This is a genomic window from Paenibacillus sp. 1-18, assembly GCF_000520755.1.
Lineage (GTDB): Bacteria > Bacillota > Bacilli > Paenibacillales > Paenibacillaceae > Paenibacillus > Paenibacillus brasilensis.
In genome coordinates this window covers 15,900-42,313 of record NZ_ASSB01000308.1, presented here as the reverse complement: position 1 = coordinate 42,313, position 26,414 = coordinate 15,900, and the positions used below count along the sequence as shown (strand labels likewise).

The window sequence follows — 26,414 nt, the reverse complement described above, 5'->3', positions numbered from 1 at the left end:
CTATGCCGATCTATACAATAGCCAGTTTGAACATGCATCCTGAAAATAGCGTAGTCCCTATTTGAAAGCAGGATAGTAGCACTAATAGCATATCAGAGTAAAAGATAGACGTGTCTGGATGATCGCTGCGAAGGGCGATCCAGACACGTTTTTGGTGTGCTCAAAAGCTGTCCGATGTTTGATGAATTAGCTTAGCCTATTTTATAGGGGATATTTGTATTAGGGGGTAAACATCCAAGCACAGGCCACTCCCTCTTAATATGCTGTATTAATTCACCGAAAGGAGTTGCACATTATGAGTCATTGCCCTTACGACCCGATCGTGTGTCCGCCGATCCAATTTGTAAATCATCAATTTTTCCCACAAGTCGTACCTGTGGTTCATCCGATTGAAATTGTTAATCAAACGCACATTGTACCTATACCTCACCACGTATTTCCAGTGAGTGTAAAGGATCCTGGAGATCCCTGCTGTCATACTCGCAGTCTTGGCAAGCGTCCCGTTCGCAGCAGCTCCAAGCGTTAAAAAAGACTAAAAAAAGCAGTCATGCTGTACACATGGCTGCTTTTTCCGAAAAGAAATTGTTACATTTCCAGCTTCTTCAAAATAGATTTTAATTTGTCGCTCAGATGCTGTGGATACAATTGTAAAGGAACATATGGGCGTTGTGCTGCTTTTAACGCTTTATATACATCAATTTGACCATATCCGAAATATTTATCATGTCCTGGTGTGCCTAAATCAATTACGCTACTTCTCATTAAATCCATAACCTCTTTATTGGTTAGATCGGGGTTGATTGACCGAATCAGGGCAGCGAGCGCTGACACATGTGGACTGGCCATCGAAGTGCCCGACAGAGCGGCATATTGATTCCCTGGATACGTGCTGGCTATACTTGCACCTGGAGCCATGACGTCCACATAATCCCCATAATTGGAAAAAGCGGCACGGTGCATGGAGGAATCTGTAGCAGAAACGGCCAGCACTTCTGGGTATGCTGCCGGATAACCGGGACGTTCCGTATTATCATTGCCCGTAGCTGCAACCAGCACGACGTCTTTGTCATAGGCGTATTTGATTGCATCATGCAAAAATTCAGCTTGTGCATAATTGCCCAGACTCAAATTGATGACCTTGGCCCCGTGATCGGCCGCCCATATGATACCTTCTGCTACAGAATAGGTCGTACCGGAGCCGGATTGGTCGAGTACCTTGACCGGCATGACCTTGTTGTACCACGTCATGCCTGCCACCCCCTCGCCATTATTCACGAGTGCAGAAATAATTCCGGCCACATGCGTACCGTGACCAACGTCGTCATAAGGCTTTTCAGACGGTTTGACGACGTTATGGCCTGAAATAATTTGCCCCTTTAGATCGGGATGATCCATATCCACTCCTGTATCCACGACGGCAACGACTACATTCTTGCTGCCTTTGCTTAATCCCCAACCCCGGTTGGTTTCGGTGGCTGGCAGATTCCATTGATACCGTGAAAAGAGCAAATCATTAGGAATATTTCCATCTGAATTGAATAGCTTCTTTTCATTAGTTAGATACATATAGTGAGGTTCTGTATAAAGGGGTTTCCATCTTCTTGAAAAGTATTGCTTTAACTCCTTGTAGCTCATGTTGTCTGAATGAAACACGTAGGTGTAACCAAGCTTGCGACCAGGCTTACAGTGCAAATCTTTTGCGATTTGTCGCAGCTGCTGTTGATCGGGATTGTGACGGAAGCGAACGACGATTTCATTTTCAAAATAATGGCTCGCATTTTCGTTGTCATGGCCGGTTTTTACGGTAACATCGTGCAGGGTGTCGGGATGTACGGATTCGACCTTGTAGCTTCCTTCCTTTGGATAGGGAATCAAACGCAGATTCTTGCGCTGATGCTTCTCCACATCACGCAATACTTGCTGGCTGACCAGGGCGGCGACGCCATAAGTTCCGTCTGTCGATGGTTCGGCCATGACAAAATATTTTCCGCCATCGACCTCGAAAGCAGCGGATTCGTAGGATTTATTTTGCATGACGGAATGACGAGCCGCAGCAAGACTACTTTTGATTTGAGGATGACTCAGCAGACGGGTTTGTGCTTTGCTGCCTGTATAGGTAGTACTTTTCCCGTCACGCGTATGAATCCACTGTAACGTATGAAGATGGTTGTGCGATTGCTGCAGCTTGCGGGTAAAGCGTCTTTTCTGATCAGTGGTTTTGCCATGAAGCTCCCGCATGACGTATTGAATATCCTGTCTTGCATCCATGCGAGTGAGTGAATCCGTAGCGGATACGTCCAAAGCAAGTATTCCCTTTTTGAGTTGTTTCTCTTGCTGTGGTACCATTTTAGTCGAATAACTGGGCTGAGGTGTATGGCGGTGATCACGGGAAGGCAGCATTAGTGTGATGACAAGCACTCCGGCAGCTGCACCGAGCAGGGGCTTTAACCATTTTCGCCGAGACATGGGACCGTCCTCCTTAAGTGTTTATAATTTTATGGTTTAGCGTGAGGAGGTTGGCATGTTTTTATACCTTTCAGTGCTTATTTGTGGTAGGATAAATACTGAAAATTACAGCTCTTTCGGTTAGAAGGGACTATTTTCGGGTAACCAAATTGATGAACAAGCAACAAATAAGGGGGAGCTGCCTTGATGTCAGCAGTCAACGTACAAAAATTATGTGAGTCGGCGCAGGAGAAACTGAAAACTGTCGTGAAACGTGTGGAAACATTCCTCAATGAGCATGCCCTGCCGGAGCTGGCTGTGGATGGAAATGAGGAGTCCGTACTTTTTTATAAAGGCTTTTTGTCGGACCTCCGCTATATCCTTGTTTTTTCCGAAGTATCTTATGAAAAGCTGGGTGTGGCTTTGCGCCGTGCCAACTTTGATGTCGATTTTGCGGAAAAGGCATTGTATAACGTTTACCATGACTGCGTGAACAGCTTTTTTTATCCCAAAAATGAATCTTACGCAGAGGATGGACGCTATGCTTATACGGGACAAGATGCTATTCGCTTCCGTAAAACGCCTGTGCCTTCCGCACGCGAAGTGATCATGGACATCACAAAAAATTTTGAAGAGCTGCGTGATGATTTGACTTATTATGAAAGTGATTATCTGACGCAGCGCCGTATGCAGACTCGCCGTACTCATGCTTAAGCATTTCACGGGTGGGTCGTTTTTAATCGAAAACTAAAACAAGACAAGCAAGCCGTTTTCTCTTGCTTCCTGCCAATTTGGAGGAGGTGAAGAAAGCGGCTTTTTTCGTATGTCACCAACTGCCATATGACAGATACGCATAGGCGCGAGTAAGTGAGGGGAAAATGAATCCGAGGTGATGATCATGAGCCAAGAGGCCAAGCCAATAGTTAAGTGCAGCGTAGCCAATTGCCATTATTGGGGAGAAAACAACTTTTGCAAGGCGGATTTGATCATGATTGAAGTTGATGGTCATGCCGGTAAGAAATTTAAGGAAGAATACGCAGGAGAAAGCTTCAGCTCAGAAGAACGCGATAAAGCTGATACGTCTGCCGCCACTTGTTGCCATACTTTTAAGCCGAAGTCTTTGTAAAAACTCATAACGTCAATCATTCGCATTTGGAGGTGCAGTGTATTATGGAGGATCATAAAACGGAAAAACATCAAAATGAAGAGCATATTAGCCGTGAACGAGTAGATTACCCACGTCATATTGATAAGCACTCCACCAAGCGACGTAAACACAATGAAGAATATGCCGCAGAAGTGGCTCCCGGGTCGGCAGTCGCAACTCGAGATCATGACAAGGGTGAACAGAAGGCTATAAATAACAGTGGTCGTATTTCCGGTTACATTGGTATAGCCGCAGGAATAGCGTCCCTGTTTATGTGGTCTATTGTATTGGGGCCAATTGCTGCAGTTTTAGGTTTTTTTGCTTATGTAAATGGCAGCAAAACGACAGGGATTTGGTCGATTGGACTTGGTGCCCTCGCGACATTGAGTTATTTCGCTTTTATCCCGTTCGTTCGTTGATCCTGTAGAGGTACAAGAAAGGTCTAATTATAAAAGCTCCACTGTCTTTTCGACAGTTCAGGAGCTTTTTTTCGTTAAAAGGTATGGCAGTACATAGCAAAAAGTTGTATCATTAGCAGTAACGACTATTTTGGGATACAACAACTACAGAAAGTTGGGAACACTACATGCAAATTGATCCGCGCGTGTCCAAATCCATGTTAGACATGCAGCTGTTAAATAATATGAGTGCTACAACCCAAACGGGCACAACGGATGCTTTTTCCGGATTGCTGGAGCAAGTAGGTCAGTTGGATACAGATGACGCCGCAACTCGTGAGAATTCTAGCGATGTTACCCGAGATGAAAATGGGTTGCTTTGGCTCCAATTGGGACCTTCGAAGGGAGCGGCTTCTCCTTTCGCGGTATACCCTGCCCCTTCCAGTACAGCAAGCGACGGACCTACAAAGCCTACTGCGTATGACGATTTGATTAACGAGGCTAGCCAAAAATACGGGGTTCCGGTAGCTTTGATTAAAGCGGTTATTGATACGGAATCTTCATTTAATCCATCGGTCACTTCTTCGGCTGGAGCCAAAGGGCTTATGCAGCTTATGGATGCTACAGCTCAAGGTTTGGGAGTTAGTGACCCATATGATCCTGCACAAAACATTGATGCTGGCGTTCGTTATTTGTCTTACCAGATTAAACGTTTTAATGGACAGGAAAATATGGCTTTGGCAGCATATAATGCAGGCCCTGGACGGGTGCAGCGTCTTGGTGTAAGCACTGATGAGCAATTGATGGCTATGCTGGATAAGCTTCCATTAGAAACTCAAAAATATATTACCAAAATACAGAACGCACGTGAAAAATATACGATTTAAGTCCTATAGCTATTAAATAAATGTGCATAATTTCAATTAGATCAGGTCCGCAGACAGGATCAATATGGGGAAAGGGTGTCGCTGGAATATAGCGGTCTTTCCCTGTTTTGGTCTTTTTTTGTTGCAGTAGTTGTAGGAAAGAAAGGGGAGCTCTATGAGATATTTTGATTATGCCGCGACAACTCCGCCTTTTGAAGAGGTAATTACAACAATTACCGAGGTCATGAGACGCCATTATGGCAATCCGTCTTCGATGCATCGTTATGGAGAGGATGCGGATAAGTTGCTTAAGCGCTCACGGGAAGTGTGTGCTATGGCTTTGGGAGTGCGTCCGGCGGAGATTGTATTTACATCCGGGGCAACTGAAAGCAATAATCTGGCCATTAAGGGAGCAGCTATACAATATCAAGCCAGAGGCAAACATATCGTTACTGTATCGACAGAGCATCCGTCTGTATATGAGGCTTGCAAACAGTTGAGGGATCAGGGCTTTGAAGTTACGTACTTGCCCGTTGATGCGGAAGGGCATGTCAGTGCTAAACAGGTATGTGACGCTGTTCGTAAAGATACGATTTTAGTCAGTATCATGCATGTTAATAATGAGACGGGAAGGGTACAACCGTTGCAAGACATCGGGGTTGCACTGAAGAAACAGTTTCCCCGTGTATTATTTCATGTTGACGGTGTACAGGGCTATGGAAAGCTTCCGGTTGATATCCGGGGCTGGCAGGCTGATCTGTACAGTCTCTCTGCGCATAAGCTGCGCGGACCCAAGGGTGCTGGACTGCTGTTCGTTCGGGAAGGTGTAAAGCTTTCGCCACTGCTGAGTGGCGGCTCTCAGGAGCAGGGCTTGCGTGCAGGTACCGAAAATGTACCTCTGCTTGTTGGCATGTCCAAGGCAATACGGCTGGCGGTTGAACGGCAAGCTGAGACAGCTCGTCGTATGACCGAGTGGAGGGATCGGGTAGTCGCAGAAGTGGAGACGATTCCTCAGTTGCGGCTAAACAGTGGGAATGAAGCGCCGCATATTGTCCATTTTTCGTATCCGGGTATGAAGGCTGAGGTGCTGTTGCATACGCTGGAGCAATTGGGCGTGGCGGTATCAACCAAATCGGCCTGTTCCTCGAAATTGGCCGAGCCCAGCCGGGTGCTGCTGGCGATGGGATGCAGTGAGCTGGAAGCATCCGGCGGCATTCGTATCAGCTTCGGAGACGAGCATACGGAACAGGATATCGACGAGCTTATCCTTGCGTTGCGGCAGGCTGTAGCCAAGTTGGAATCCCTTGAAAGGTGGAAACATTAAAATGCATTATGATATGCTGTTACTTCGCTTCGGTGAATTTACATTAAAAGGGAAAAATCGCACCCGTTTTGAAAAGGCGGTATTAAATCACGTGAAGCTGCTGCTCAAGCCGTTTCCTGGTGCTTCTTTGCGGAAGGAATTTGGACGAATTTATGTGGTTCTCGGAGGAGAGCCTTATGAGCAGATCATTCAGGTGTTGAAAAAAGTGTTTGGTATCACTACGATTAGCCCTGTCAAAATGGCTCCTGCCCAGCTTGATGCAATAGTTAAGACTGCTGTAGCTTTGATGCGTGAGCTGAATGTGGCAGAAGGTACAACTTTCAAGGTAAATGCCCGTAGAGTGTGGAAGGAGTTTGCTCATTCTTCCCATGAGATGAACCACATGATTGGTTCCCCTATATTGCGAGAGTTTCCGGCGCTGAAGGTCGATGTGCATCAACCGGATATCGAGCTGCGTGTGGAGGTCAGAGAACAGGCAGCTTATATATTTAGCGATATTATTACGGCGGTAGGGGGCTTTCCGCTAGGTACGAACGGCAAGGCCATGCTGCTCCTGTCCGGTGGAATTGATAGCCCTGTGGCAGGCTGGTCTTCCATGCGCAGAGGTTTGGAAATCGAATGTGTTCATTTTTATAGCTATCCGTTTACAAGTGAGCGCGCGAAAGAAAAGGTTATTGATTTGGCAAGGGTATTGGCTGGCTATGCAGGGCAGATTAAGATCCATCTTGTGCCATTCACGGAGGTGCAGACGGCTTTTACACGCACTGGCCAGGATAATCTAATTATTACTCTCATGAGGCGATCTATGCTGCGAATTGCAACGATGCTGGCTGAGCGTGAAGGGGCGCTGGCACTTGTGACGGGTGACAGTCTGGGTCAAGTAGCCAGCCAAACATTATCCAGCATGAATGTGATTGGCCGTTCAACGGAGCTGCCTTTGTTGCGGCCTCTCGTCATGATGGACAAACAGGAAATTACGGAAATCGCGAAGCAAATTGGTACCTACGATCTATCCATTCTCCCTTATGAGGATTGCTGCACATTGTTTGTTCCCAAATCCCCGACGACCAACCCCAATTTGTGGGTTGTTCAAAAAATTGAAGCCTCAATTCGGGATTTGAATGCTCTGATCGAGCAGGCTGTGGCTGCAACCGAGACGGTCGTTCTTGAGGCAGGTGGGTCTATGGAGGGCCGCAAGGAAGAAGTTGTGCAGGAAGATTGGTTTTAAGGCATAAAAAAGGCAGACCATCAGTGATGCGTGGTCTGCCTTTTTTGATTTGAAATATGAAGGATTTTAATTATTTTAAAACGGCTTTTTCACGGTTGGATATGGCTCTGCGGTTTTGAAGATACCCTGTGAGTAAAATGCCAACCGTAATAAAGGCAATAAACAGGATACGCAACGCAGGGTGCGCAGTAAAGTACGGCTCAAGCTTACGTTCTTCGGTCATCATATTAGAGGCCGTATAACCAAGCACGGCTGATCCCAAATAGATAATCCAAGGGAATTTATTAATAAGCTTGATAAAAAGAGTGCTTCCCCATACAACGATCGGCACGCTGATCAGCAGACCAAGCACCACGAGCACCAAATGCTGCTGGGCAGCGCCAGCAACAGCAATCACGTTGTCCAGACCCATAGCCGCGTCGGCTATAATAATGGTGCGAATAGCACCCCATAAAGTGGTTCCGGCTTTGACCTCGGTGTGATCCTCCTGATCTACCAGCAGCTTATATGCGATCCAGATTAGCATTACACCGCCGATCAATAATAACCACGGTATTTGAAGTAACCAAAGTACTACAATGGTAGCTGCTATGCGAATGAGCAGGGCACCTCCGGTACCATACAGAATCGCTTTTTTTTGCGTTGCAAGCGGTAGCTTCCTGGCGGCAAGTCCAATGACTATTGCATTATCTCCTGCGAGCAGAAGGTCAATGAATACCACATTAAGCAGCAGCCAAAAAAACTGAAATCCGGACATGTCAATTGTTCTCATCTCCCTGATTTGGCATCCCAAAATCATTACTCTGAGTATATTAATACCCGTTTTTCGGAAATACGATTAATTATATTGCTGTTCACTGCCGATTTCAAGGCTTTTACTCAGCAAATTGACAAGCATAGCCTTCTCCTGTTTCGCATACAAGTAGGATGGGGGTGTTTGTACACATGGAGCATATCATTTTGCTGCTAAAAATATTAATGATCAATTTGGTGTTAAGCGGTGATAATGCGGTTGTTATAGCTATGGCGAGCAAAAACTTGCCTGAAAAACAGCGGAGCCAAGCTATATGGTGGGGGGCGATTGGCGCCGTTGGCCTGCGCTGTGTCCTGACTTTTGTAGCTGTCTTATTGCTGCGCATACCCTTTATTCAAGCAGCGGGTGGCCTACTTCTGTTATGGATTGCGTTTAAACTGCTTTACGACAATGAGGATCATGTTGGAATAAGAGCTGAAACCAGCATATGGAAGGCTATACAGGTGATCCTGGTAGCAGATTTTGTAATGAGTCTGGATAACGTATTAGCTATCGCAGCGCTTGCGAATGGAGATATCGCTATTATTGTCATCGGCATTGCGATTAGCATTCCAATTGTCGTCTGGGGCAGCAATATTATTGCGATCTGGCTTCACCGTGTCCCTGTACTTGTTTTGCTTGGGTCTGCAATTTTAGCCTTCACGGCAGGAGAAATGCTGCTGCGTGATTCCAGATTGGGCGTATGGTTAGCGAGTGCAGGGGAAGTTTTACATGCAGGGTTACCGGGACTGTTGGCCGCAGTAGTTATCGTTGTTGGCACCTATCGCCAGTTGCGAGCCCGCCACATTTGAACGTAGTTTTTTTGGAAAACATCGGCTAAACTATACATAGGGTTTTGCAGATGCCGGGGATTTTGCTCGGTTTTTGTAAATACGCTATATTCATAAAAATACACTTAAAAACAATCACATTAAAAAACACAAACAAATTCAGCAAGCAAAGGAGACCGCGATGAATTCCAGAAAAGAGCGTATGATCGGAGTGGGCATTGTTGCCGTAGGACTGATTATTTTGTTGGGAAAACTGGGGGCATTCTCCTTTTTGGGACGAACCTTTTGGCCCTTGCTGATTCTAATCCCAGGAATTGTACTGCATGCGATGTACATGATGCGTAAAGTATCCCCTTTTATGCTGCTGCCGGCAGGAATTTTGACGATTTATGGCCTGTTATTTTCTCTTTGCAACACCTGGGGCTGGCATTTAATGGCCTACCTGTGGCCTTTGTTACTTCTTGGTGTGGCGATCGGATTGTGGGAATACGCCATTAATGATTTATCTCTGTCTCGTAACGTACACACAGGTGGTATCATTTTAGGCTTGGTTTCGGTGATTTTATTGATGATTAGCCTGTTAAGAACAGGCATTATTTATATTATTGCAGTTTTACTGATCGGGGCTGGAGTCTGGCTGGTCGTGAACAACCGTGGCAGACGCAAATAGTAGCACGCCAAGCGGTGCAGATTTCATGGCGGTAAATTACGGAACAGGGAAGAATGTCTTGCTTTATGACATATTTCAACTATAATATAATGGATATGATAAAAGCGTCGGAATGATTTCTGACGCTTATTTTAAGGTTTTCACGCGAATCGGAGAGAGAAGCTGTCTGTATAAGGCCTAAAACATATAGGAGGCTGGCAGAGAGTGGGCCTGAAGAACGATTGTTAGCCTTGAATCAGCATTACTTCAGGATAGAGACACTATTTTGATATACGGAAAGGATATGGATACAAACCATGCATGCAAGAGAAAACATTCGCAATATTGCGATTATTGCCCACGTCGACCACGGTAAAACGACGCTTGTCGACAAGCTGCTTCAACAGTCTGGAACCTTTAGAGAGCACGAGGCTGTTCAGGAGCGCGCCATGGACTCCAACGATCTGGAGCGTGAACGCGGTATTACGATTTTGGCTAAAAATACAGCTATCACTTACAAAGATTATCTGATTAACATTGTAGATACACCGGGACACGCCGACTTTGGCGGTGAAGTGGAACGGATTATGAAAATGGTTGACGGCGTTTTGCTGGTTGTTGATGCTTATGAAGGCTGCATGCCGCAAACGAAATTCGTACTGCGTAAAGCGCTGGAACAAAATCTGACGCCTATCGTTGTCGTGAACAAAATTGACCGTCCAGCAGCTCGCCCAGCAGAAGTCATTGACGAAGTGCTGGATCTGTTCATCGAGCTGGGTGCGAACGACGAGCAGCTGGAATTCCCTGTTGTGTACGCTTCGGCGCTGAACGGAACTTCAAGTCTGGATGCTGAAAAACAAGACGATAACATGCAGGCATTGTACGAAACCGTTGTAGATCATATTCCAGCTCCAACTGAAAAAGTAGATGAGCCTCTTCAATTCCTCGTAACTCTGATGGACTATAACGAATACCTTGGTCGGATTGCCGTAGGTCGTGTAAACCGCGGTATCATCAAGCAGGGACAAGCGGTTACCGTGATGCAGCGTGACGGCAGCAGCAAATCAGCACGTATTGAGAAGCTGTTCGGCTTCCAAGGCCTGAAACGCATCGAAACCGATCAAGCGGGTGCTGGTGACATTGTGGCGATTGCAGGTATTAAGGATATTAATATCGGTGAAACCATCGCTGATCCGAATCATCCCGAAGCGTTGCCTGTACTGAAAATTGATGAGCCTACGCTGCAAATGACCTTCCTGGTTAACAACAGCCCATTCGCAGGTCGCGATGGTAAGTGGATAACATCCCGTAAATTACGTGAACGTCTTCTGAAAGAGCTTGAAACAGATGTCAGCTTGCGTGTGGATGAAACGGACAGCCCGGACGCTTTCATTGTTTCCGGACGTGGTGAGCTGCATCTGGGTATCCTGATTGAAAACATGCGTCGTGAAGGTTACGAACTGCAAGTGTCCAAACCGGAAGTTATCGTTAAGGAAATTGACGGTAAGAAAATGGAGCCAATCGAGCGTCTCCTCATTGATATTCCGGAAGAAAGCATGGGCGCAGTTATGGAAAGCTTGGGTTCCCGTAAAGCTGAAATGGTTAACATGATCAACAATGGTACCGGACAGGTTCGCTTGGAATTCCTGATTCCTGCTCGTGGTCTGATCGGTTACACTACAAACTTCCTGACATTGACTCGTGGTTACGGCGTAATGAACCATGCATTTGATAACTATGGCCCATATGTTGGTGGTCAAGTTGGTGGTCGTCACCAAGGTGTTCTCATTTCTACCGAAAATGGTTCTTCCACATTTTACGGAATGCTGGGTGTAGAGGATCGCGGTATTTTGTTCCTGGAGCCGGGCACTGAAATTTATGAGGGTATGATCGTTGGGGAACACACACGTGATAACGACATTGTCGTTAACATTTGTAAAGAAAAACAATTGACCAACGTTCGCTCTGCAACAAAAGACGATACAGTTAAACTGAAAACACCTCGTATTTTCTCTTTGGAGCAGGCGCTTGAATATCTGAATGATGATGAGTATTGTGAAATTACACCTAATGCCATTCGTTTGCGTAAAAAGATCCTGAACAAAGGTGAGCGCGAGCGTGCGGAAAAACAACGTAAAACAGCACAAGCAAATGCGTAATTAACTGGATTGGTTATGGCCACAGCGGCGACGCCCGGGAATGGGATGCGCCGCTGTATGTTTTTTAGGATTATTAACTCGGAGTATTTCTCAAAACGCAGGAAAAGGTGTTGAAGCATGAGTAATCTTTCGAACGGATTGCCTCCCCGGACACAAAGCGGGAAAAAATCCCCCAAACAGAAAAAAACGAAAAAGAAAAAAAGTTTTTTCAGATCGTTTATGAAGTTTGTCTTGTTTCTGCTCATTATAGGTATCTTGGCAGCAGGTGGTTATACCTACTATATTTATAATCAGGTAGAGGAAGTTTTGGATACGGGGATCAACAGAGAAGTACCCCAAACGGAATTGGCAGAAGCCAAGCCTCTGACCATTTTATTGCTCGGAACCGATTACCGCCCTGATCATCCGACGTATTTGTCAGATGTTATTATGGTAGCCACATTGAATCCCAATACTAAATCGTCTACCATCGTATCCTTGCCGCGTGATACACGTCTGGAAATGGACGGATATAAGCCACGCAAGCTGAATGAATATTATCCGGTATTTAAGGCCAGAGAGAAGGAATCTGGTGAGGTTGCTGAAGAGCAAATGAAGAAGATGATCGGCAAATATTTGAATATTAATATTGATTATGTAACGGTTATTAACTTCCAGGGCTTTAGAGATGTTGTGGACAACTTGGGTGGCGTAGATGTTACGGTTGATAAAAACATGTGTTATCGCGATCGTGCAGATGGTACTGATATTAACCTGACCGTTGGAGCCAAGCACTTGGATGGTAAACAGGCTCTTGATTTTGTGCGTTACCGCAAATCGAATTGTCGTCCGAGAACGGCTGAATCTGACGATTTTGATCGCAACCGTCGACAAAACCAGGTTCTTCATTCCCTGATTGACCAAATGCAATCCTTTAATGCTTTGACCAAATTTAGCGCAATTATTAAATCCGTTGATAAAAATATGACGACAGATATCGAGTCACAGCAAATGAAAAATATCGTACAAACCTATTGGAATATTTCCAAGCAAAATGTGAAATATAATCCGGTAGCGGGAACATGGCGCAGTCCTTATGTATATATTGATGAGCAACAGCTCAATGTGGCCAGACAAGCGTTGCAAGATGAATTGGCAAAAAAATCAAGTGATAATACTGCGACTTCTTCCAATTCCTGAGTATGTATCTTTCTTCCCTCTTATGTTATAATCGCAGCGAGTAAAAGCACTTATATGACATAAGGGGGTTGGAGTATGTCTGAATGTGTTGTGTACCAAGTATGCCGTTTGGATATGGGCAACTGTTTGGAATCAAATATCGTCCCTTGTTTCTGTGTGGAAATGAGAGGAATAAGTTAGGTCCAGTGATGATCACTGGGCCTTTTGTGTTTATCTTGAGGTGTACAGGCTCTGAGACTACGCTGAACTGCAAGCTTTTCGCTGCTTCTTACTCCTGAGGGGGTCTTTTTTCAGGGAATCAGCAAGTATTGGGGCACCTGTGAATAGGTATAGGTATGAAACACGAGATTGTCCACGCCGCTTTGGAGGGGATTTAAATGAAGAAAATTTTTGTGCTGGATACGAATGTGCTATTGCATGATCCGAAAGCCATTTTTACCTTCAAAGAACATGAGGTTGTTATTCCAGCTGTTGTTCTGGAAGAAATCGACTCCAAAAAACGCAACGCGGATGAGATTGGACGTAATGCCCGCAATGTATCACGATTGTTGGACGGGTTGAGAGAAGTAGGTCATCTGCATAGTGGTGTTCCACTTCCCCAAGGTGGAAGGCTTAAGGTGGAGTTAAACCATCGAAGCTTTTTGAAAGTTCAGGAGATGTTTGGGGAAATTTCGAATGATAATCGGATTCTGGCAGTCGCCTTGAACTATCATCTGGAAGAGCAGGAGCAGACTGAACCGCGTTCGGTCGTATTGGTCAGTAAAGACGTACTGGTCAGAATCAAGGCAGATGTGTTGGGACTGCTGACCGAAGATTATTTATCCGATAGAACAGGTGATCTAAGCGAGCTATACCCCGGCTATTCAGCCATCCAGGTGCATCCGTCCATCATAGATGAATTTTACTCCAATCGGTTCTTATCAATCAGATCACTGAATTTACCTTATACGCTGTATCCGCATGAATTTGTGATTCTGAAAGATCAAATGGGAACTGGAAAATCGGCTTTATTGAAAGTGAACCAGGATGCAGAGCGATTGGAGCCTTTGTATTTAAGTAATGAGTCGGTGTGGGGAATTAGCGCGCGTAATGCTCAACAGCGGATGGCGTTGGAGCTTTTACTTAATGACGACATTCCGCTTGTGACGATTACCGGGAAAGCGGGTACAGGCAAAACGTTGCTGGCGCTGGCAGCAGGTTTGCTTAAGGTTGAGGATGAGCATCGTTTCAAGAAACTGCTGATTGCCAGGCCGGTTGTTCCTATGGGCAAGGATATCGGGTATTTACCGGGTGAAAAGGATGAAAAGCTTCGCCCATGGATGCAACCGATCTACGATAATCTGGAGTACCTGTTTGATGCCAAAAAATCAGGCGATATTGATAAGATTTTGATGGGCTTGGGCAGCATTCAGGTAGAGGCGCTCACTTATATTCGCGGGCGTTCAATACCAGGACAATTTATTATTATCGACGAGGCTCAGAACCTATCCCGCCATGAAATCAAGACGATTGTGTCTCGGGTAGGTGAGGGAAGCAAAATCATTTTGATGGGCGATCCGGAGCAGATTGATCACCCATATCTGGATGCTGCCAGTAACGGTTTGACCTATGTGGTAGAACGGTTCAAGCAGGAAGGGATTAGCGGGCATATTATGTTGGAAAAAGGAGAACGCTCCAAGCTCGCACAGCTGGCTGCCGATCTGCTATAAGATTCATAGTGTGATACAACATAAAGACCTCGGGAACATCCCGGGGTCTTCTATTATTTGTCTTACTTAAGGCTTAATTCGAGCTTAACCTCAAGTACTCCCGCTATGGTGCGTACCTCTGTGGCCTTTACATACGAAATGAGTTGCTGCGGATAGAAGCCCAGATCAAAATCCTTTTCCAGCTTGTTACGGGTCGTATCCGGTAGTTCCAGCCCATTAAATACTAGATGATCCACATGAAATAAAATTGCATTTTGCGGTTCATTCTCTACGGTATAGTGTCCTTCTACCTTCAATTTCATCGTTCCCTGTTGGCCTTCTACCACAATACGGTCCTGCTTGAAAGAAAAGTTGAAGTGATTGAATAATTCATTTTCAGACTTCAAAAAACGGTTAAAATCTTCCTCGCGAATATTTATCGTAATGGTTTTGCCGTTCGTTATCATGGCTCCTTGCTGTTGCTGAATAAATTGAGGTAGATCCTGCATAGCCTGAGCCAGTGCTTTAAAGTGTCTATTTACCTCATAGACGCCTACATTCTCCCAGTAAGCTGTCATTTCACTGATCAGCTTGCGTAGAGTATCCGGGTCTTTACTAGCGCTAACACCTTCGTTTACTCGCGACTGAAGCATGACAATACGTTTACGCTGCTCCAGTAAGCTTGTTTTGACCGTCTCCAATTCCAACGAGGCCTGAGTGACCTGTTGTTCTGTTTTCCGCATAGTCTGAACATTGGATTCGTATTCCTGAAGAACATCCTGATCGTGACTAATCAATAACAAGTAGTAATCGTACAGGGAGAGAAGCTGTTTTAGGTTTTTGGCTCCCAGCACTACACTGAGCAGCTTGTCCCGTTCTCCCATATAATAAGAGCGCAACACAGAACCGGCACGGTTTCGTTGCAAGGTCATCTGCTCTTGCTGTGTGATGAGATTACTTCGTAGTTCCTGTTGACGCTGTATAAGAGCTTCTTGTTCCTGGCTGATACGCTCAATTTCATGGTCTATTTCAATAATGGAAAGGCTATCTTGTAAAATCTGATTTGCCTCTTGGGAGGGCGCAGCCAGAATAGGACACACATATGTTGAGGTTAGCATCATAATGATGATCAGCAGGGTACAGCATTTTATTGGTTTGTTCATTTAGTTTCCCCTTTTATGTATTCCCCGAAAGAGACTAATGATAATGTATATGATCCTTTTTCATTCTTTAACATTCATTTATTGTACAGCAGTCGGTGCATGCTTGAAACCCAAAACTGTTTGCGTTCACGTATGAGTTCTTGCAGAAATGGAAATACAATTTAGTATCAAATAGATTCTATGAACTCTACGAGAGGCATAGGAATGAATAAACAGCTTTTATACCCTATTCAAATACCGGCAAGATCGGTTCATGAAGACGGTTATTTCAGGATGTTGTTAGGAGGGCTAGAAGCATGACTGCAATAAGACAAGATGCATGGAGTGCAGAAGATGATTTGATATTGGCGGAGGTGACCTTGCGTCATATCCGGGAAGGCGGTACACAGCTCGCTGCGTTTGAGGAGGTTGGACAAAAAATTGGAAGGACCTCCGCCGCATGCGGCTTCCGTTGGAACAGCTGCGTGCGCAAACGTTATGATGAAGCAATTAGCATTGCCAAGGCTCAGCGCCAAAAACGCAGTTATATCCGCAAGCAGAACCCAGTGGGGGTATCACAGGTGGCGGCCTTTGCCACACTTGAATCGGTCGAAGGGGGATACAGGACGGATGGAACGAATGAGGATACGTTATCCATTGATGCGGTGATTCGCTTTTTGCGTCAATGGAAAGGAACTGTGCAGGAAACTAACCGACAAATTAAAATGCTGGAAAAAGATTTGCGGGAAAAGGAAGAAGAATTGAATCAGCTCCGCTCCATTAATGACCGGCTGTCCAAGGAAGTCAACGAGGTGCAAACCGACTATCGTGTCGTAAATGATGATTATAAAGCCCTGATTCAGATTATGGACCGAGCACGGCGCTTGGCTTTAATCACGGAGGATGAGGATGAGCTTAAATCCAGATTCAAAATGGACGCCAATGGGAATCTGGAGCGCATTGAGTAACAAGATTACAACAGCAAATTTGTATAAACGTCAACTCGTGCTTTGCCGTAGTTGGCGTTTTTTGTATTTCTTTGGAGTGCATATGATATAGTAGAAAAAAAGATGGAAGCGAGACGATACAAACGTGATTGATATTATTGGAGCGGGTTCGCTGGGATTGTTGTTCGCTGGGAGACTGGCTTCTTCAGGTACCGAAGTGAGATTGTGGACACGAACACTTGAACAGGCACGCATGATTGCTTGTGAAGGAATTACTGTGTTTGACAAAAAAGGGCGTACAGCCGTCCATGTGCCTGGAGATAGATTGCAGGTAGCTCCATTGGCAGATTGGCAACGCTTAAATTCGCATACTGCCGTACAATGGATTTTACTAATGACCAAACAGGGGGGTGTTGACGAAGTATTAAAGCAGATTCTGCCTGTGGCTAAGACGGAAAGAGCAACGGGAATTGTTTGTTTACAGAATGGCATAGGACATATAGAACGGATTAGACGGGCTTGGCCCGAGGCTGTGTTATACCCTGCGGTGACGACCGAAGGAGCCAAGAGGCAGGGAGCCGCATCTGTTGTACATGCCGGAGCGGGTATTACTGAAATTGGCTGGCCTGAGGAACAGGAGAAGGCGCAGGACAGGAATTTCAAACAATACGTGCTAAATCGGCTGCTGGCAGCAGGATTTGATGTTTGCTTGTCGAAAGAAATCGAGAATGGTATGTATCGCAAGTTGCTAATTAATGCCGTGATCAATCCACTAACGGCGATATGGCGAATTCGTAATGGCGAGCTGCTTTCGGACCCTGTTCGTTTACATATGATGCGCAAGCTTTATGATGAAGGCATACAAGTGTATGAAGCACACGGTATTCACTGGGAGAGCGGTTGGTGGGATCAAATTATGAATGTGTGCCAGGCAACGGCAGAAAACCATTCATCCATGCTGGCCGATGTGCTTGCACAGTCCATGACAGAAGTTGCTTCTATTAACGGGCAGCTGGTGCAGATGGCAGAGCTGGCTGGGGTTACTGCACCAACTCATGAGGTATTGTGGCAATTAATTGAAGGCATGCGGCTAAAAGAGGAGTGATCAGTTGAGTATTATACAAGGTACCATTAGCACATTCAGTATTCTTCCCTTTTTTCCGTTTCTGATCGTATTTGTGGTTTGTCGCTACATTCTTAAAATGGAAAAGAAGAAATCGTTGCTTTCATCGATGGATATTACCACAGCTTTTCTAATCCTTTCCGTCGCGGCACTTTTTAACGTCATTTTTACATCTCGTTTCGGTTTTTATCTGATTTTACTTCTTTTATTATTGGCGCTGGGTTTAATTGGGGGTGCCCAAAATCGTCTAAAAGGCAAGGTCGATGGTAAAAGATTATGTAGAGCGGTCTGGAGATTAACTTTTATAGCTATGACATTGGCGTATGCTTTGTTGACTGTTGTTGGTATATTTAAGAATATATTCAATACCATGTGATATAATATGACATAAAAAGCTTGAATAATATGAAATAATCATGTTTTTTCGAAAAAAAGCTCAATTTGAAGAAATGTAATGTAGATTTTTTTGACCGCTGGTTGTATAATCTATAAACATATACCACTTTAGAACTAGGGGGAAAACGCTAGATGAAAAGGAAAAGCTTTTTAGTCCTTTTGACAATCGTTCTTGCAGTTGGCGCACTGCTCGCAGGTTGTGGCTCCGCCAAGAACGATACCAATGGTAAGGGCGCACAAGAAAATGCATCAACTACGCCGGCTCCGGCCGACAAACAAAATTTGCGCATTAACCTTTCTTCCGAACCGCCAACCTTCGACCCGGCACAAGCTCAGGATAGTCAAACTAACACGGTTCTGAAAACTTTGTATGAAGGTCTCGTACGTATGGGTCCTGATGGCAAAGAAATCCCTGGCGTAGCTGAGTCTTGGAAAATTTCCGATGACGGCAAAACCTATACGTTCAAGCTTCGTGATAATGCAAAATGGAGCAATGGCGACCCAGTCAAAGCAAGTGACTTCGTATTTGCTTGGCAACGGGTATTGGATCCTTCTACAGCCCCTGCACCTCCATATGCTTACCAATTGTATTATATTAAAAATGCTGAGGGCTACAACCTGAGCACTTCGAAATCCTTTAAAGGCACTAAAATTACAGACTTCAAAGATGTAGGTGTCAAAGCAGTTGATGACCATACATTGCAAGTAGAGCTGGATCACCCAACTCCTTACTTCCTGGGATTGACTTCTTTTTACACCTTCTACCCTGTACATCCTTCTGTTAAAGGAAATGATAAGTGGGCTGTTCAGAAAGATAGCATGATTACTAACGGACCTTTCACATTAACGACTTGGGACAGCGGTCAAAAGATCGAAGTGACCAAGAGCGAAAACTATTGGGGTAAAGACCAAATCAAACTGAACAAAATCACGATGTCCCTGGTAAACAGCGGCGCAACAGAGCTGGCTTCTTACAGAAGTGGACAACTTGATTATGCTGGTTTGCCAAACGGTGAAATTCCTACTGACCAAATTCCGGCTGTGAAAAAAGAATTGCCGAACGAATTTCAGGCAAAAGGGATTGCAAGTACGTATTACTATTTGTTTAATGTAACTGAAAAACCATTTAACAATGTTAAAATCCGTAAAGCGTTTGCGATGGCTATTCAACGCCAACCAATCGTTGAAAGAGTAACATTGGGCGGTCAAATTCCTGCATACGGCTTTGTACCTCCAGGTATCAAAGGAGTATCTCAAGAATTCCGTACTGAGCATAAAGACGATTACTTCAAAGAAGACTTTACTGAAGCGAAAAAATTGCTTCAAGAAGGTATGAAAGAAGAAGGGATAACTTCACTTCCTCCGGTAACTTTTCTGTATAACTCTTTAGAAAGTCACCAAAAGATTGCTTTGGCAATTGCTGACATGTGGAAGAAAAACCTTGGTGTGGACGTTAAAATCCAAAATCAAGAGTGGGGCGTATTTATCCAAACACGTAACAAGTTGAATTTCCAAATCGCTCGTGGTGGTTGGACTGCAGACTATAATGATCCGATGACATTCTTGGATATGTGGACAACAGGCAACACTAACAACAATGCGGGTTACGCTAACCCTGCATACGATGCTTTGATTCAAGCTGCTAAGACAGAAACTGATCCAGCAAAACGCATGGAAGATTTTGCGAAAGCGGAGAAAATTCTGGTTCAAGATGATATGGTAATGCTTCCGATCTACTACTATACAAATCCTTCTTTAACGAAACCGAATGTAAAAGGCATCGCACTTGACTTTAGTGGATCAATTGATTTCACAAGAGCGTATATTACACAGTAACTAAGCTCCATTCTGAAGTTTGATAGTTACTTCGGGATATTTATGTGGACTAGCCATATATATCCCGTTTTTTTTTGTGTCCTAGTCTTTTCCATCATCATGTAACCATGCAAATAAGTAGGTTGGACAGTCCAATTCTATTTCGATAAAAATCGAATGGTGTCGAAAAATTATGGGGGGTGTAAACGGGCAATGACGCGTTATTTGATCAGTAAATTTTTCTACATGCTGCTATCTTTGTTCATTCTGATCTCTGCGACGTTTTTTCTCATGAAAGCAATTCCAGGTAACCCCTTCATGAGTGAAAAAGCGACTTCTCCTGAGATTCAAGCCCGGTTAATGGAGCAATATGGGCTGGATAAGCCTGTATATGTCCAATATTTTAAATACTTAGGTGATATTGCTTCAGGTGATTTTGGTATTTCCATGAAAAAGCTGAATCAAAGTGTAACTGACATTATCGGGCAAACTTTCACGGTTTCGCTTAAATTAGGTTTTGTTGCTATAATCGTGTCGATTATTGTCGGTATCTTGCTAGGTATGCTAGCTGCGCTATACCATCGCAGGCTAATTGATAACATAGCGATGATCTTGGCAATTATGGGGATTGCGGTTCCCAGCTTTGTCCTGGCGTCTCTGATTCAGTATTATTTCGCTCAGAATTTGGGTTGGTTTAATGTTATGGGATTTGATGGTCCACTGGACTATGTCCTGCCTGTAGCTGCGTTGTCAGCTCAGCCGATTGCGTTTATCGCTAGATTGACACGCTCCAGCATGCTTGAAGTGCTTCATGCAGACTACATCAAGACTGCCAAAGCTAAAGGCTTGCAGCCTGTTACGATTATGTTTAAGCATGTAGTGCGGAATGCCATCTTGCCGGTCGTTACCTATGTTGGTCCAATGACTGCAAATATCATTACCGGTTCAGTTGTTATTGAACGGATTTTCGGAATCGGCGGTATTGGTAAGGTTTTTGTGGATAGTATTACAACCCGTGATTATACGATGATTATGGGAGTAACTATTTTTTACGGTATCCTATTGATGGTAGCGCGTTTTATTACAGATATTGCATATGGATTTATTGATCCGCGGATTAAGCTTACTGGCGGGAAGGAGGGATAACTTTATGCCTGTGAAAGATAATGCTGTGAACTTGGAAAAGCTTCAGGTAAAACCGGAAGACTTTCAGAGAATCGGAGCGGATGAAAAGCAGTTTGAAGTTATTCAGCGTGAAAGCTTATCCGCTTGGCGTGATGCTTGGGAACGGCTTCGTAAAAACAAACTGGCAATGACAAGCCTAAGCATTCTGTTTCTTATTGTACTTAGTTCGATAGTTGGTCCGATTCTTTCGCCATACGATGACCACACGAATGATTTGTTGAGCACCAATCTTCCTCCTTCGGCGGAGCATTGGTTCGGAACAGATGATCTGGGTCGTGATATGTTTGTCCGTACTTGGATGGGCGCTCGGATTTCCTTGATTATTGGTTTGGTAGCAGCAATGATTGATTTGCTGATTGGTGTTATTTATGGTGGAATTATGGGTTACTTTGGTGGCCGCGTTGATGAAATCATGAATAAATTTTCTGAAATCTTGTATTCCATTCCTTACTTGCTTGTTACAATCCTGTTGCTCGTTGTGCTAGAGCCAAGTATTACCACCATTATTATTGCGCTCTGTGTAACGGGGTGGATTAACATGTCGTGGATTGTACGCGGTGAGATGCTACAACTTAAAAACCGGGAATTTGTTCTTGCTTCCCGTTCAATGGGTGCTAGTGCAGGCCGCTTGCTGTTCCGTCATTTGCTGCCTAATGCCGTGGGACCAATCATTGTCACATTGACTTTGACAGTTCCAAGTGCTATTTTTTCCGAGGCATTCCTGAGCTTCCTTGGATTAGGGGTACAGGCTCCTCGGGCGTCGCTGGGTTCAATGATTGAAGCAGCTCTGACAGGATGGATGTACTATCCATGGCGTATGCTTTTCCCGGCAGGCTTGATCAGTTTGATTATGCTTGCGTTCAACCTTTTTGGCGACGGCTTGCGGGATGCGCTTGATCCGAAGCTGAAGAAATAGGAGGTGAAATCATGGTGAGTAGCAACAATTTAATTGAGGTTGAAGGTCTTAAAAAGTATTTTAATGTTGGCAAAAACCGTGTGCTCAAAGCGGTGGATAACCTGAATTTCTATATTCGCGAAGGTGAAACACTTGGTATGGTAGGCGAATCCGGTTGTGGTAAATCTACAGCGGGTCGTACCATTCTGCGCTTATATGAACCTACAGCAGGTAGCGTACGTTTTAACGGTACAGATATTTACAAATTATCACCGAGTAAAATGAAAGCCATGCGCCGCGATATGCAAATGATCTTCCAAGATCCATATGCATCCTTGAACCCGCGCTTTACGGTTTCTGATATCATCGGCGAGGCATTGGATATTCATCATATGGCAGGTAGCCGTGCAGAACGTAAAAAACGGATTGAAGAGTTGTTGGATCTGGTTGGTTTGAACCCGGACCATGCAACCCGCTATCCGCATGAGTTCTCTGGTGGACAACGTCAACGGATCGGTATTGCCCGCGCGCTGGCGGTTAATCCGAAATTCATTATTTGTGATGAGCCGATTTCAGCTCTTGACGTGTCCATTCAGGCTCAGGTTGTCAACCTGTTAAAAGAGCTTCAAGAACGTTTGGGTTTGACATACTTGTTTATTGCGCATGATCTGTCGATGGTCAAGCACATCAGTGACCGGGTAGCAGTTATGTACATGGGTAGAATGGTTGAGCTTGCTGAAAGTTCTGAATTGTATGCCAACCCGATTCATCCATATACGAAAATGCTTTTGTCGGCGATTCCACTTCCTGATCCGGAAGTTGAAGCCAACAAAAAACGGATTATTATGCCTGGCGATCAAGCTGGCCCGATTCATGATGCATCTGGCAATAAAACAGGGGCTTATAACTTGGAAAATGCCACGTTGATCGAAGTGTCCAAGGGACATTTTGTAGCTGAGCCTTACGCCTGATCCTGCTTCACACACGAACTGCCGAGTTGCTCGGCGGTTTTTTTATAGGAAGCTTTGACGCGGAGAGGGGCTTTCGGTACAATCAAGCAGTAAGGCTTTGGTGAAGACAGGAGGCAGACCCATGAAAATTATCCCTGAAACGCTTCGCGGAGGGTCGGCTTTAGCAGAGGATTATACACAGGGTACAGGGCGCGCGCGCGATTTGTATGAGTACGATGTTCTGCATGCCGATGCATATGCCCAACGGGCGAAGTGGCTGGATGAGACGGAGCATCTGCGATTAAGCCGTAAGGAAGTCGTAGCATGTCTTCGTATATACAATGAGCAATACAATTCGTATGAGGCAGTTCAGGCTTCATTGGATCGTCTGGAAAATCCAGACGCCTTAGTTGTAGTTGGCGGACAACAGAGCGGACTGTTCACAGGTCCGATGCTGGTCATTTACAAAGCGGTCACGATCATTAAGGCGGCCAGGGAAGCAGAGGAGAAGCTTGGACGTCCGGTAATTCCCGTCTTTTGGGTTGCTGGTGAAGATCATGACTGGGATGAGGTCAATCATACATACGTACTGGCAAATGACCCGCAAGCAGTCAAAATCAAGCTGAAAAAGCAGCCTGTCCGCCGTTCCTCGGTCAGTGACATTAAAGTGGATGCTGTAGAGTGGAAGCAAGTAATGGCGGATATAGAGCAAAACTTGCCTGATTCAGAGCATAAGGCTGATATTTTGCGTATGATTGAGCACGGCTTGACGGATTCATATGGACTAAGTGAGGCCTTTGCTAAGCTGCTGGGCCTTTTATTTGGCCATTATGGATTAGTGCTGCTGGATTCAGCGGATCCTTCGCTGCGCAAGCTGGAAGCATCTGTTTTTCGTCGGTTGGTTCAGCACAATGATGAGCTGGAGCAGGCTTACCAGACGGCCGCTGCGCGAATCGTGGATTACGGCTATCATTTACAAGCGGATGTACACGAAGATGGCGCGAATCTTTTTTATATCCATGAAGATGAACGTTTGCTGCTTTTCAAGCAAGGTGGACTATTCACGGATCGGCGCGGCCTGGTAGCCTTTACAATGGAAGAACTGCTTGAGGAGATAGAACTACACCCGGAACGTTTTAGTAATAATGTACTAACCCGTCCTCTGATGCAGGATTCATTGTTTCCAGTGCTGGCATCTGTGCTGGGCCTAGGAGAAATTGCCTACTGGGCGATTACCCGGGACGCTTTCGGGGTTTTAGAGATGCAGATGCCGATACTGCTGCCCCGAATGTCCTTTACGTTGGTAGAGCCGGGTGTAGAGAAGTATATGGTTAAGCACGAATTAAGTTTTGGACAGGTTAGGGACGGGCTTGAGGAGTCGAAGAAACAATGGCTTGCAGCCCAAGATCAGCTTGGAATTCAGGATCAGTTTTCCGGGGTGAAAGAAGCCTTTGCCCGTCTATACGAGCCGCTTGTACAGCAGACAGGCTTGATTGAAAAAGGTTTGCTTCGGCTTGGAGAAACCAACAGCAGGAAAATTCTGGGGCAGATCGCTTATCTGGAGACAAAAGTCCAGGAGGCGCTCCTTCGACAAAATGAAACGGCACTTCGTCAGTGGGATCGTATCGAGTGGTCGCTTTTTCCATTTGGTCAGCCACAGGAGCGGGTGTACACAGTTTATCATTTTCTTAACCGTCACGGTCTTAGTCTCATTGATACGATTATGAACATACCAACGGATCTGAAGGGTGCGCATCGCGTGATTTATTTATGATTTACGTGTGATTTTTTACGTATCGCATGATTTTACCGTGTTAGCAGATCCAACCTATATTAAGGAGGAAACAACGTAATGACTTCCCATTCCCTGCAAAACAGCATTATTCACGATCTTAAACTGGCCCCTGAAGGCCATCTGAAAATTGATTGGGTGGAAGCCCATATGCCGGTATTGAACCGGATACGTCAACAGTTCGAGCAGGAGCAGCCTTTTGCAGGTTTGAAGGTAACTATCTGCCTGCATCTGGAGGCTAAAACAGCTTATTTGGCTAAAGTAGTACAGGCAGGTGGAGCGCAGGTCACAATTACCGGTAGTAATCCATTGTCCACACAAGATGATGTTTGCGCGGCATTGGTTGAAGATGGGATTACAGTCTTGGCTAAATACAATCCGGAGCCAGAAGAGTTCAAAAGTTTGCAAATTAAGGCGCTCGAAACGAAGCCGGATCTCATTATTGATGATGGTGGTGATCTTGTCACTCTGTTGCAATCCGAACGGCCTGATCTGATTTCTACCATCCGTGGGGGAGCAGAGGAGACAACAACAGGGATTATTCGTTTGAAGGCATTGGAAAAGGAAGGACAGCTTCACTTTCCAATGGTGGCCGTGAATGATGCATACTGCAAATATTTGTTCGACAACCGCTACGGTACAGGACAGTCAGCTTTCGACGGCATTATTCGTACAACGAACCTGGTTGTCGCAGGCAGTACAGTAGTTGTAGTAGGCTATGGCTGGTGTGGCAAAGGGGTTGCAATGCGAGCAAAAGGCCTAGGAGCCAATGTTGTTGTAACTGAAGTTGATCCAATCAAGGCAGTAGAGGCCCATATGGATGGTTTCCATGTATTGCCAATGGTAGAAGCGGCTAAGCTTGGCGACTTCTTTATTACAGTCACTGGAAACAAAGCTGTAATTACAGGGGAGCACTTTGATGTTATGAAAGATGGGGCTGTGCTTTGCAACGCAGGGCATTTTGATGTTGAAGTTAGTAAGCCTGAGCTTGCCAAACGCTCTGAGTCCATTCGGACGGTCCGTCGCAACATTGAGGAGTATCGCTTTAAAGATGGACGGAAAATGTATTTGCTGGCAGAGGGACGTCTAGTGAATTTGGCTGCCGCGGATGGTCACCCTGCAGAGATTATGGATACTACATTTGCGCTTCAGGCGCTTGGCTTGAAATATGTGAATGATCGTTACAACGAGTTGGGCAAAGCTGTTATTAATGTACCTTATGAAATTGATGAGCAAGTTGCCCGCTTCAAGCTCGATAGCTTGGGAATCAAGATTGATGCTTTAACAGAAGAACAAAAAATCTATCTGGACAGCTGGAACGCGTAATTAGAGCATTTGCAGTCGCAATAATGGCTGTAAGGCATTCAGCTTTTAAACCAGATGCTTGTATAGGTTGACATTTGGATTGGAGATTAAGCCCTTTATTTCATGTTGTTTCGAAACCTGATGCATATTGTCGGGGATTCGGCTTCATGGAGTAAGGGGCTTTTTGGCATCTTGTG

The 26,414-nt window shown here is 45.0% G+C and carries 24 protein-coding genes; 21 read left to right on the top strand and 3 right to left on the bottom strand.

Features of this window, described 5'->3' with window-relative positions:
* Window positions 1-295: 295 nt before the first annotated feature.
* Complete coding sequence (locus L693_RS29435) at window positions 296-526, top strand: hypothetical protein (protein WP_081752169.1); 231 nt, start codon at window positions 296-298, stop codon at window positions 524-526.
* Between the two features lie 59 nt (window positions 527-585).
* Here the strand turns inward: L693_RS29435 and L693_RS0119415 are convergent, their stop codons facing one another.
* Window positions 586-2,466 carry a S8 family peptidase gene (locus L693_RS0119415; protein WP_025719233.1) on the bottom strand — a complete coding sequence of 627 codons (1,881 nt, stop codon included), beginning with the start codon at window positions 2,464-2,466 and terminating at the stop codon, window positions 586-588.
* A gap of 186 nt (window positions 2,467-2,652) precedes the next feature.
* Between L693_RS0119415 and L693_RS0119410 the strand changes: the two genes are divergently transcribed.
* The 6 genes from L693_RS0119410 (at window position 2,653) to thiI (ending at window position 7,408) form a co-directional block, all read left to right on the top strand.
* Complete coding sequence (locus L693_RS0119410; protein ID WP_025719231.1) at window positions 2,653-3,159, top strand: YpuI family protein; 507 nt, start codon at window positions 2,653-2,655, stop codon at window positions 3,157-3,159.
* 184 nt (window positions 3,160-3,343) lie between these two features.
* Window positions 3,344-3,571 (top strand): DUF1540 domain-containing protein, encoded by a 228-nt coding sequence (locus L693_RS0119405; RefSeq protein WP_025719229.1) that lies wholly within the window; start codon window positions 3,344-3,346, stop codon window positions 3,569-3,571.
* Between the two features lie 44 nt (window positions 3,572-3,615).
* Window positions 3,616-4,011, top strand: a complete 396-nt coding sequence (locus L693_RS0119400) for a hypothetical protein (protein ID WP_025719227.1) — start codon at window positions 3,616-3,618, stop codon at window positions 4,009-4,011.
* Between the two features lie 167 nt (window positions 4,012-4,178).
* Window positions 4,179-4,877 (top strand): lytic transglycosylase domain-containing protein, encoded by a 699-nt coding sequence (locus L693_RS0119395; protein WP_025719226.1) that lies wholly within the window; start codon window positions 4,179-4,181, stop codon window positions 4,875-4,877.
* Window positions 4,878-5,031: 154 nt separating this feature from the next.
* Window positions 5,032-6,180: a cysteine desulfurase family protein gene (locus L693_RS0119390; RefSeq protein ID WP_025719224.1), complete on the top strand. Its 1,149-nt coding sequence runs from the start codon at window positions 5,032-5,034 to the stop codon at window positions 6,178-6,180.
* A gap of 1 nt (window position 6,181) precedes the next feature.
* Window positions 6,182-7,408, top strand: coding sequence for a tRNA uracil 4-sulfurtransferase ThiI (thiI, locus tag L693_RS0119385; RefSeq protein WP_025719222.1), 1,227 nt, complete (start codon window positions 6,182-6,184; stop codon window positions 7,406-7,408).
* A 70-nt stretch (window positions 7,409-7,478) separates the two neighbouring features.
* Here the strand turns inward: thiI and L693_RS0119380 are convergent, their stop codons facing one another.
* Window positions 7,479-8,180, bottom strand: a complete 702-nt coding sequence (locus L693_RS0119380; RefSeq protein WP_049825219.1) for a TerC family protein — start codon at window positions 8,178-8,180, stop codon at window positions 7,479-7,481.
* Between the two features lie 173 nt (window positions 8,181-8,353).
* Between L693_RS0119380 and L693_RS0119375 the strand changes: the two genes are divergently transcribed.
* The 5 genes from L693_RS0119375 to L693_RS0119355 all read left to right on the top strand — a co-directional run bounded on the left by L693_RS0119375 (window position 8,354) and on the right by L693_RS0119355 (window position 14,688).
* Complete coding sequence (locus L693_RS0119375) at window positions 8,354-9,013, top strand: TerC family protein (protein ID WP_025719218.1); 660 nt, start codon at window positions 8,354-8,356, stop codon at window positions 9,011-9,013.
* 160 nt (window positions 9,014-9,173) lie between these two features.
* Window positions 9,174-9,662 carry a hypothetical protein gene (locus L693_RS0119370; protein ID WP_025719216.1) on the top strand — a complete coding sequence of 163 codons (489 nt, stop codon included), beginning with the start codon at window positions 9,174-9,176 and terminating at the stop codon, window positions 9,660-9,662.
* 296 nt (window positions 9,663-9,958) lie between these two features.
* Window positions 9,959-11,800, top strand: coding sequence for a translational GTPase TypA (gene typA, locus L693_RS0119365; RefSeq protein WP_025719214.1), 1,842 nt, complete (start codon window positions 9,959-9,961; stop codon window positions 11,798-11,800).
* Window positions 11,801-11,917: 117 nt separating this feature from the next.
* Window positions 11,918-12,979 carry an LCP family protein gene (locus L693_RS0119360; protein WP_025719212.1) on the top strand — a complete coding sequence of 354 codons (1,062 nt, stop codon included), beginning with the start codon at window positions 11,918-11,920 and terminating at the stop codon, window positions 12,977-12,979.
* A gap of 377 nt (window positions 12,980-13,356) precedes the next feature.
* Entirely contained in the window at window positions 13,357-14,688 is a 1,332-nt protein-coding gene (locus tag L693_RS0119355; protein WP_025719210.1) for a PhoH family protein, read from the top strand.
* A gap of 62 nt (window positions 14,689-14,750) precedes the next feature.
* Here L693_RS0119355 and L693_RS0119350 read toward each other — a convergent pair whose 3' ends face one another.
* Window positions 14,751-15,830 carry a coiled-coil domain-containing protein gene (locus L693_RS0119350; protein ID WP_025719208.1) on the bottom strand — a complete coding sequence of 360 codons (1,080 nt, stop codon included), beginning with the start codon at window positions 15,828-15,830 and terminating at the stop codon, window positions 14,751-14,753.
* 296 nt (window positions 15,831-16,126) lie between these two features.
* Here L693_RS0119350 and L693_RS0119345 point away from each other — a divergent pair, with 296 nt between their 5' ends.
* From L693_RS0119345 to L693_RS0119305, 9 genes are all read left to right on the top strand, one after another.
* Window positions 16,127-16,777: an RsfA family transcriptional regulator gene (locus tag L693_RS0119345; protein ID WP_025719206.1), complete on the top strand. Its 651-nt coding sequence runs from the start codon at window positions 16,127-16,129 to the stop codon at window positions 16,775-16,777.
* A 124-nt stretch (window positions 16,778-16,901) separates the two neighbouring features.
* The gene (locus L693_RS0119340; protein ID WP_049825218.1) at window positions 16,902-17,861 is read left to right on the top strand and encodes a ketopantoate reductase family protein; all 960 of its coding nucleotides are present in this window, start codon (window positions 16,902-16,904) and stop codon (window positions 17,859-17,861) included.
* A 4-nt stretch (window positions 17,862-17,865) separates the two neighbouring features.
* Window positions 17,866-18,255 carry a DUF3397 domain-containing protein gene (locus L693_RS0119335; protein WP_025719204.1) on the top strand — a complete coding sequence of 130 codons (390 nt, stop codon included), beginning with the start codon at window positions 17,866-17,868 and terminating at the stop codon, window positions 18,253-18,255.
* 152 nt (window positions 18,256-18,407) lie between these two features.
* Window positions 18,408-20,111: a peptide ABC transporter substrate-binding protein gene (locus tag L693_RS0119330; RefSeq protein ID WP_025719202.1), complete on the top strand. Its 1,704-nt coding sequence runs from the start codon at window positions 18,408-18,410 to the stop codon at window positions 20,109-20,111.
* A 192-nt stretch (window positions 20,112-20,303) separates the two neighbouring features.
* Complete coding sequence (locus tag L693_RS0119325) at window positions 20,304-21,236, top strand: ABC transporter permease (protein ID WP_025719200.1); 933 nt, start codon at window positions 20,304-20,306, stop codon at window positions 21,234-21,236.
* A gap of 4 nt (window positions 21,237-21,240) precedes the next feature.
* Window positions 21,241-22,191, top strand: a complete 951-nt coding sequence (locus L693_RS0119320; RefSeq protein WP_025719199.1) for an ABC transporter permease — start codon at window positions 21,241-21,243, stop codon at window positions 22,189-22,191.
* Window positions 22,192-22,202: 11 nt separating this feature from the next.
* On the top strand, window positions 22,203-23,141 hold the full coding sequence (locus tag L693_RS0119315) for an ABC transporter ATP-binding protein (RefSeq protein ID WP_025719197.1): 939 nt from the start codon (window positions 22,203-22,205) through the stop codon (window positions 23,139-23,141).
* A gap of 121 nt (window positions 23,142-23,262) precedes the next feature.
* On the top strand, window positions 23,263-24,894 hold the full coding sequence (gene bshC / locus L693_RS0119310; protein WP_025719195.1) for a bacillithiol biosynthesis cysteine-adding enzyme BshC: 1,632 nt from the start codon (window positions 23,263-23,265) through the stop codon (window positions 24,892-24,894).
* A 78-nt stretch (window positions 24,895-24,972) separates the two neighbouring features.
* Window positions 24,973-26,238, top strand: a complete 1,266-nt coding sequence (locus L693_RS0119305; protein ID WP_025719193.1) for an adenosylhomocysteinase — start codon at window positions 24,973-24,975, stop codon at window positions 26,236-26,238.
* The last annotated feature ends 176 nt before the right edge of the window (window positions 26,239-26,414 follow it).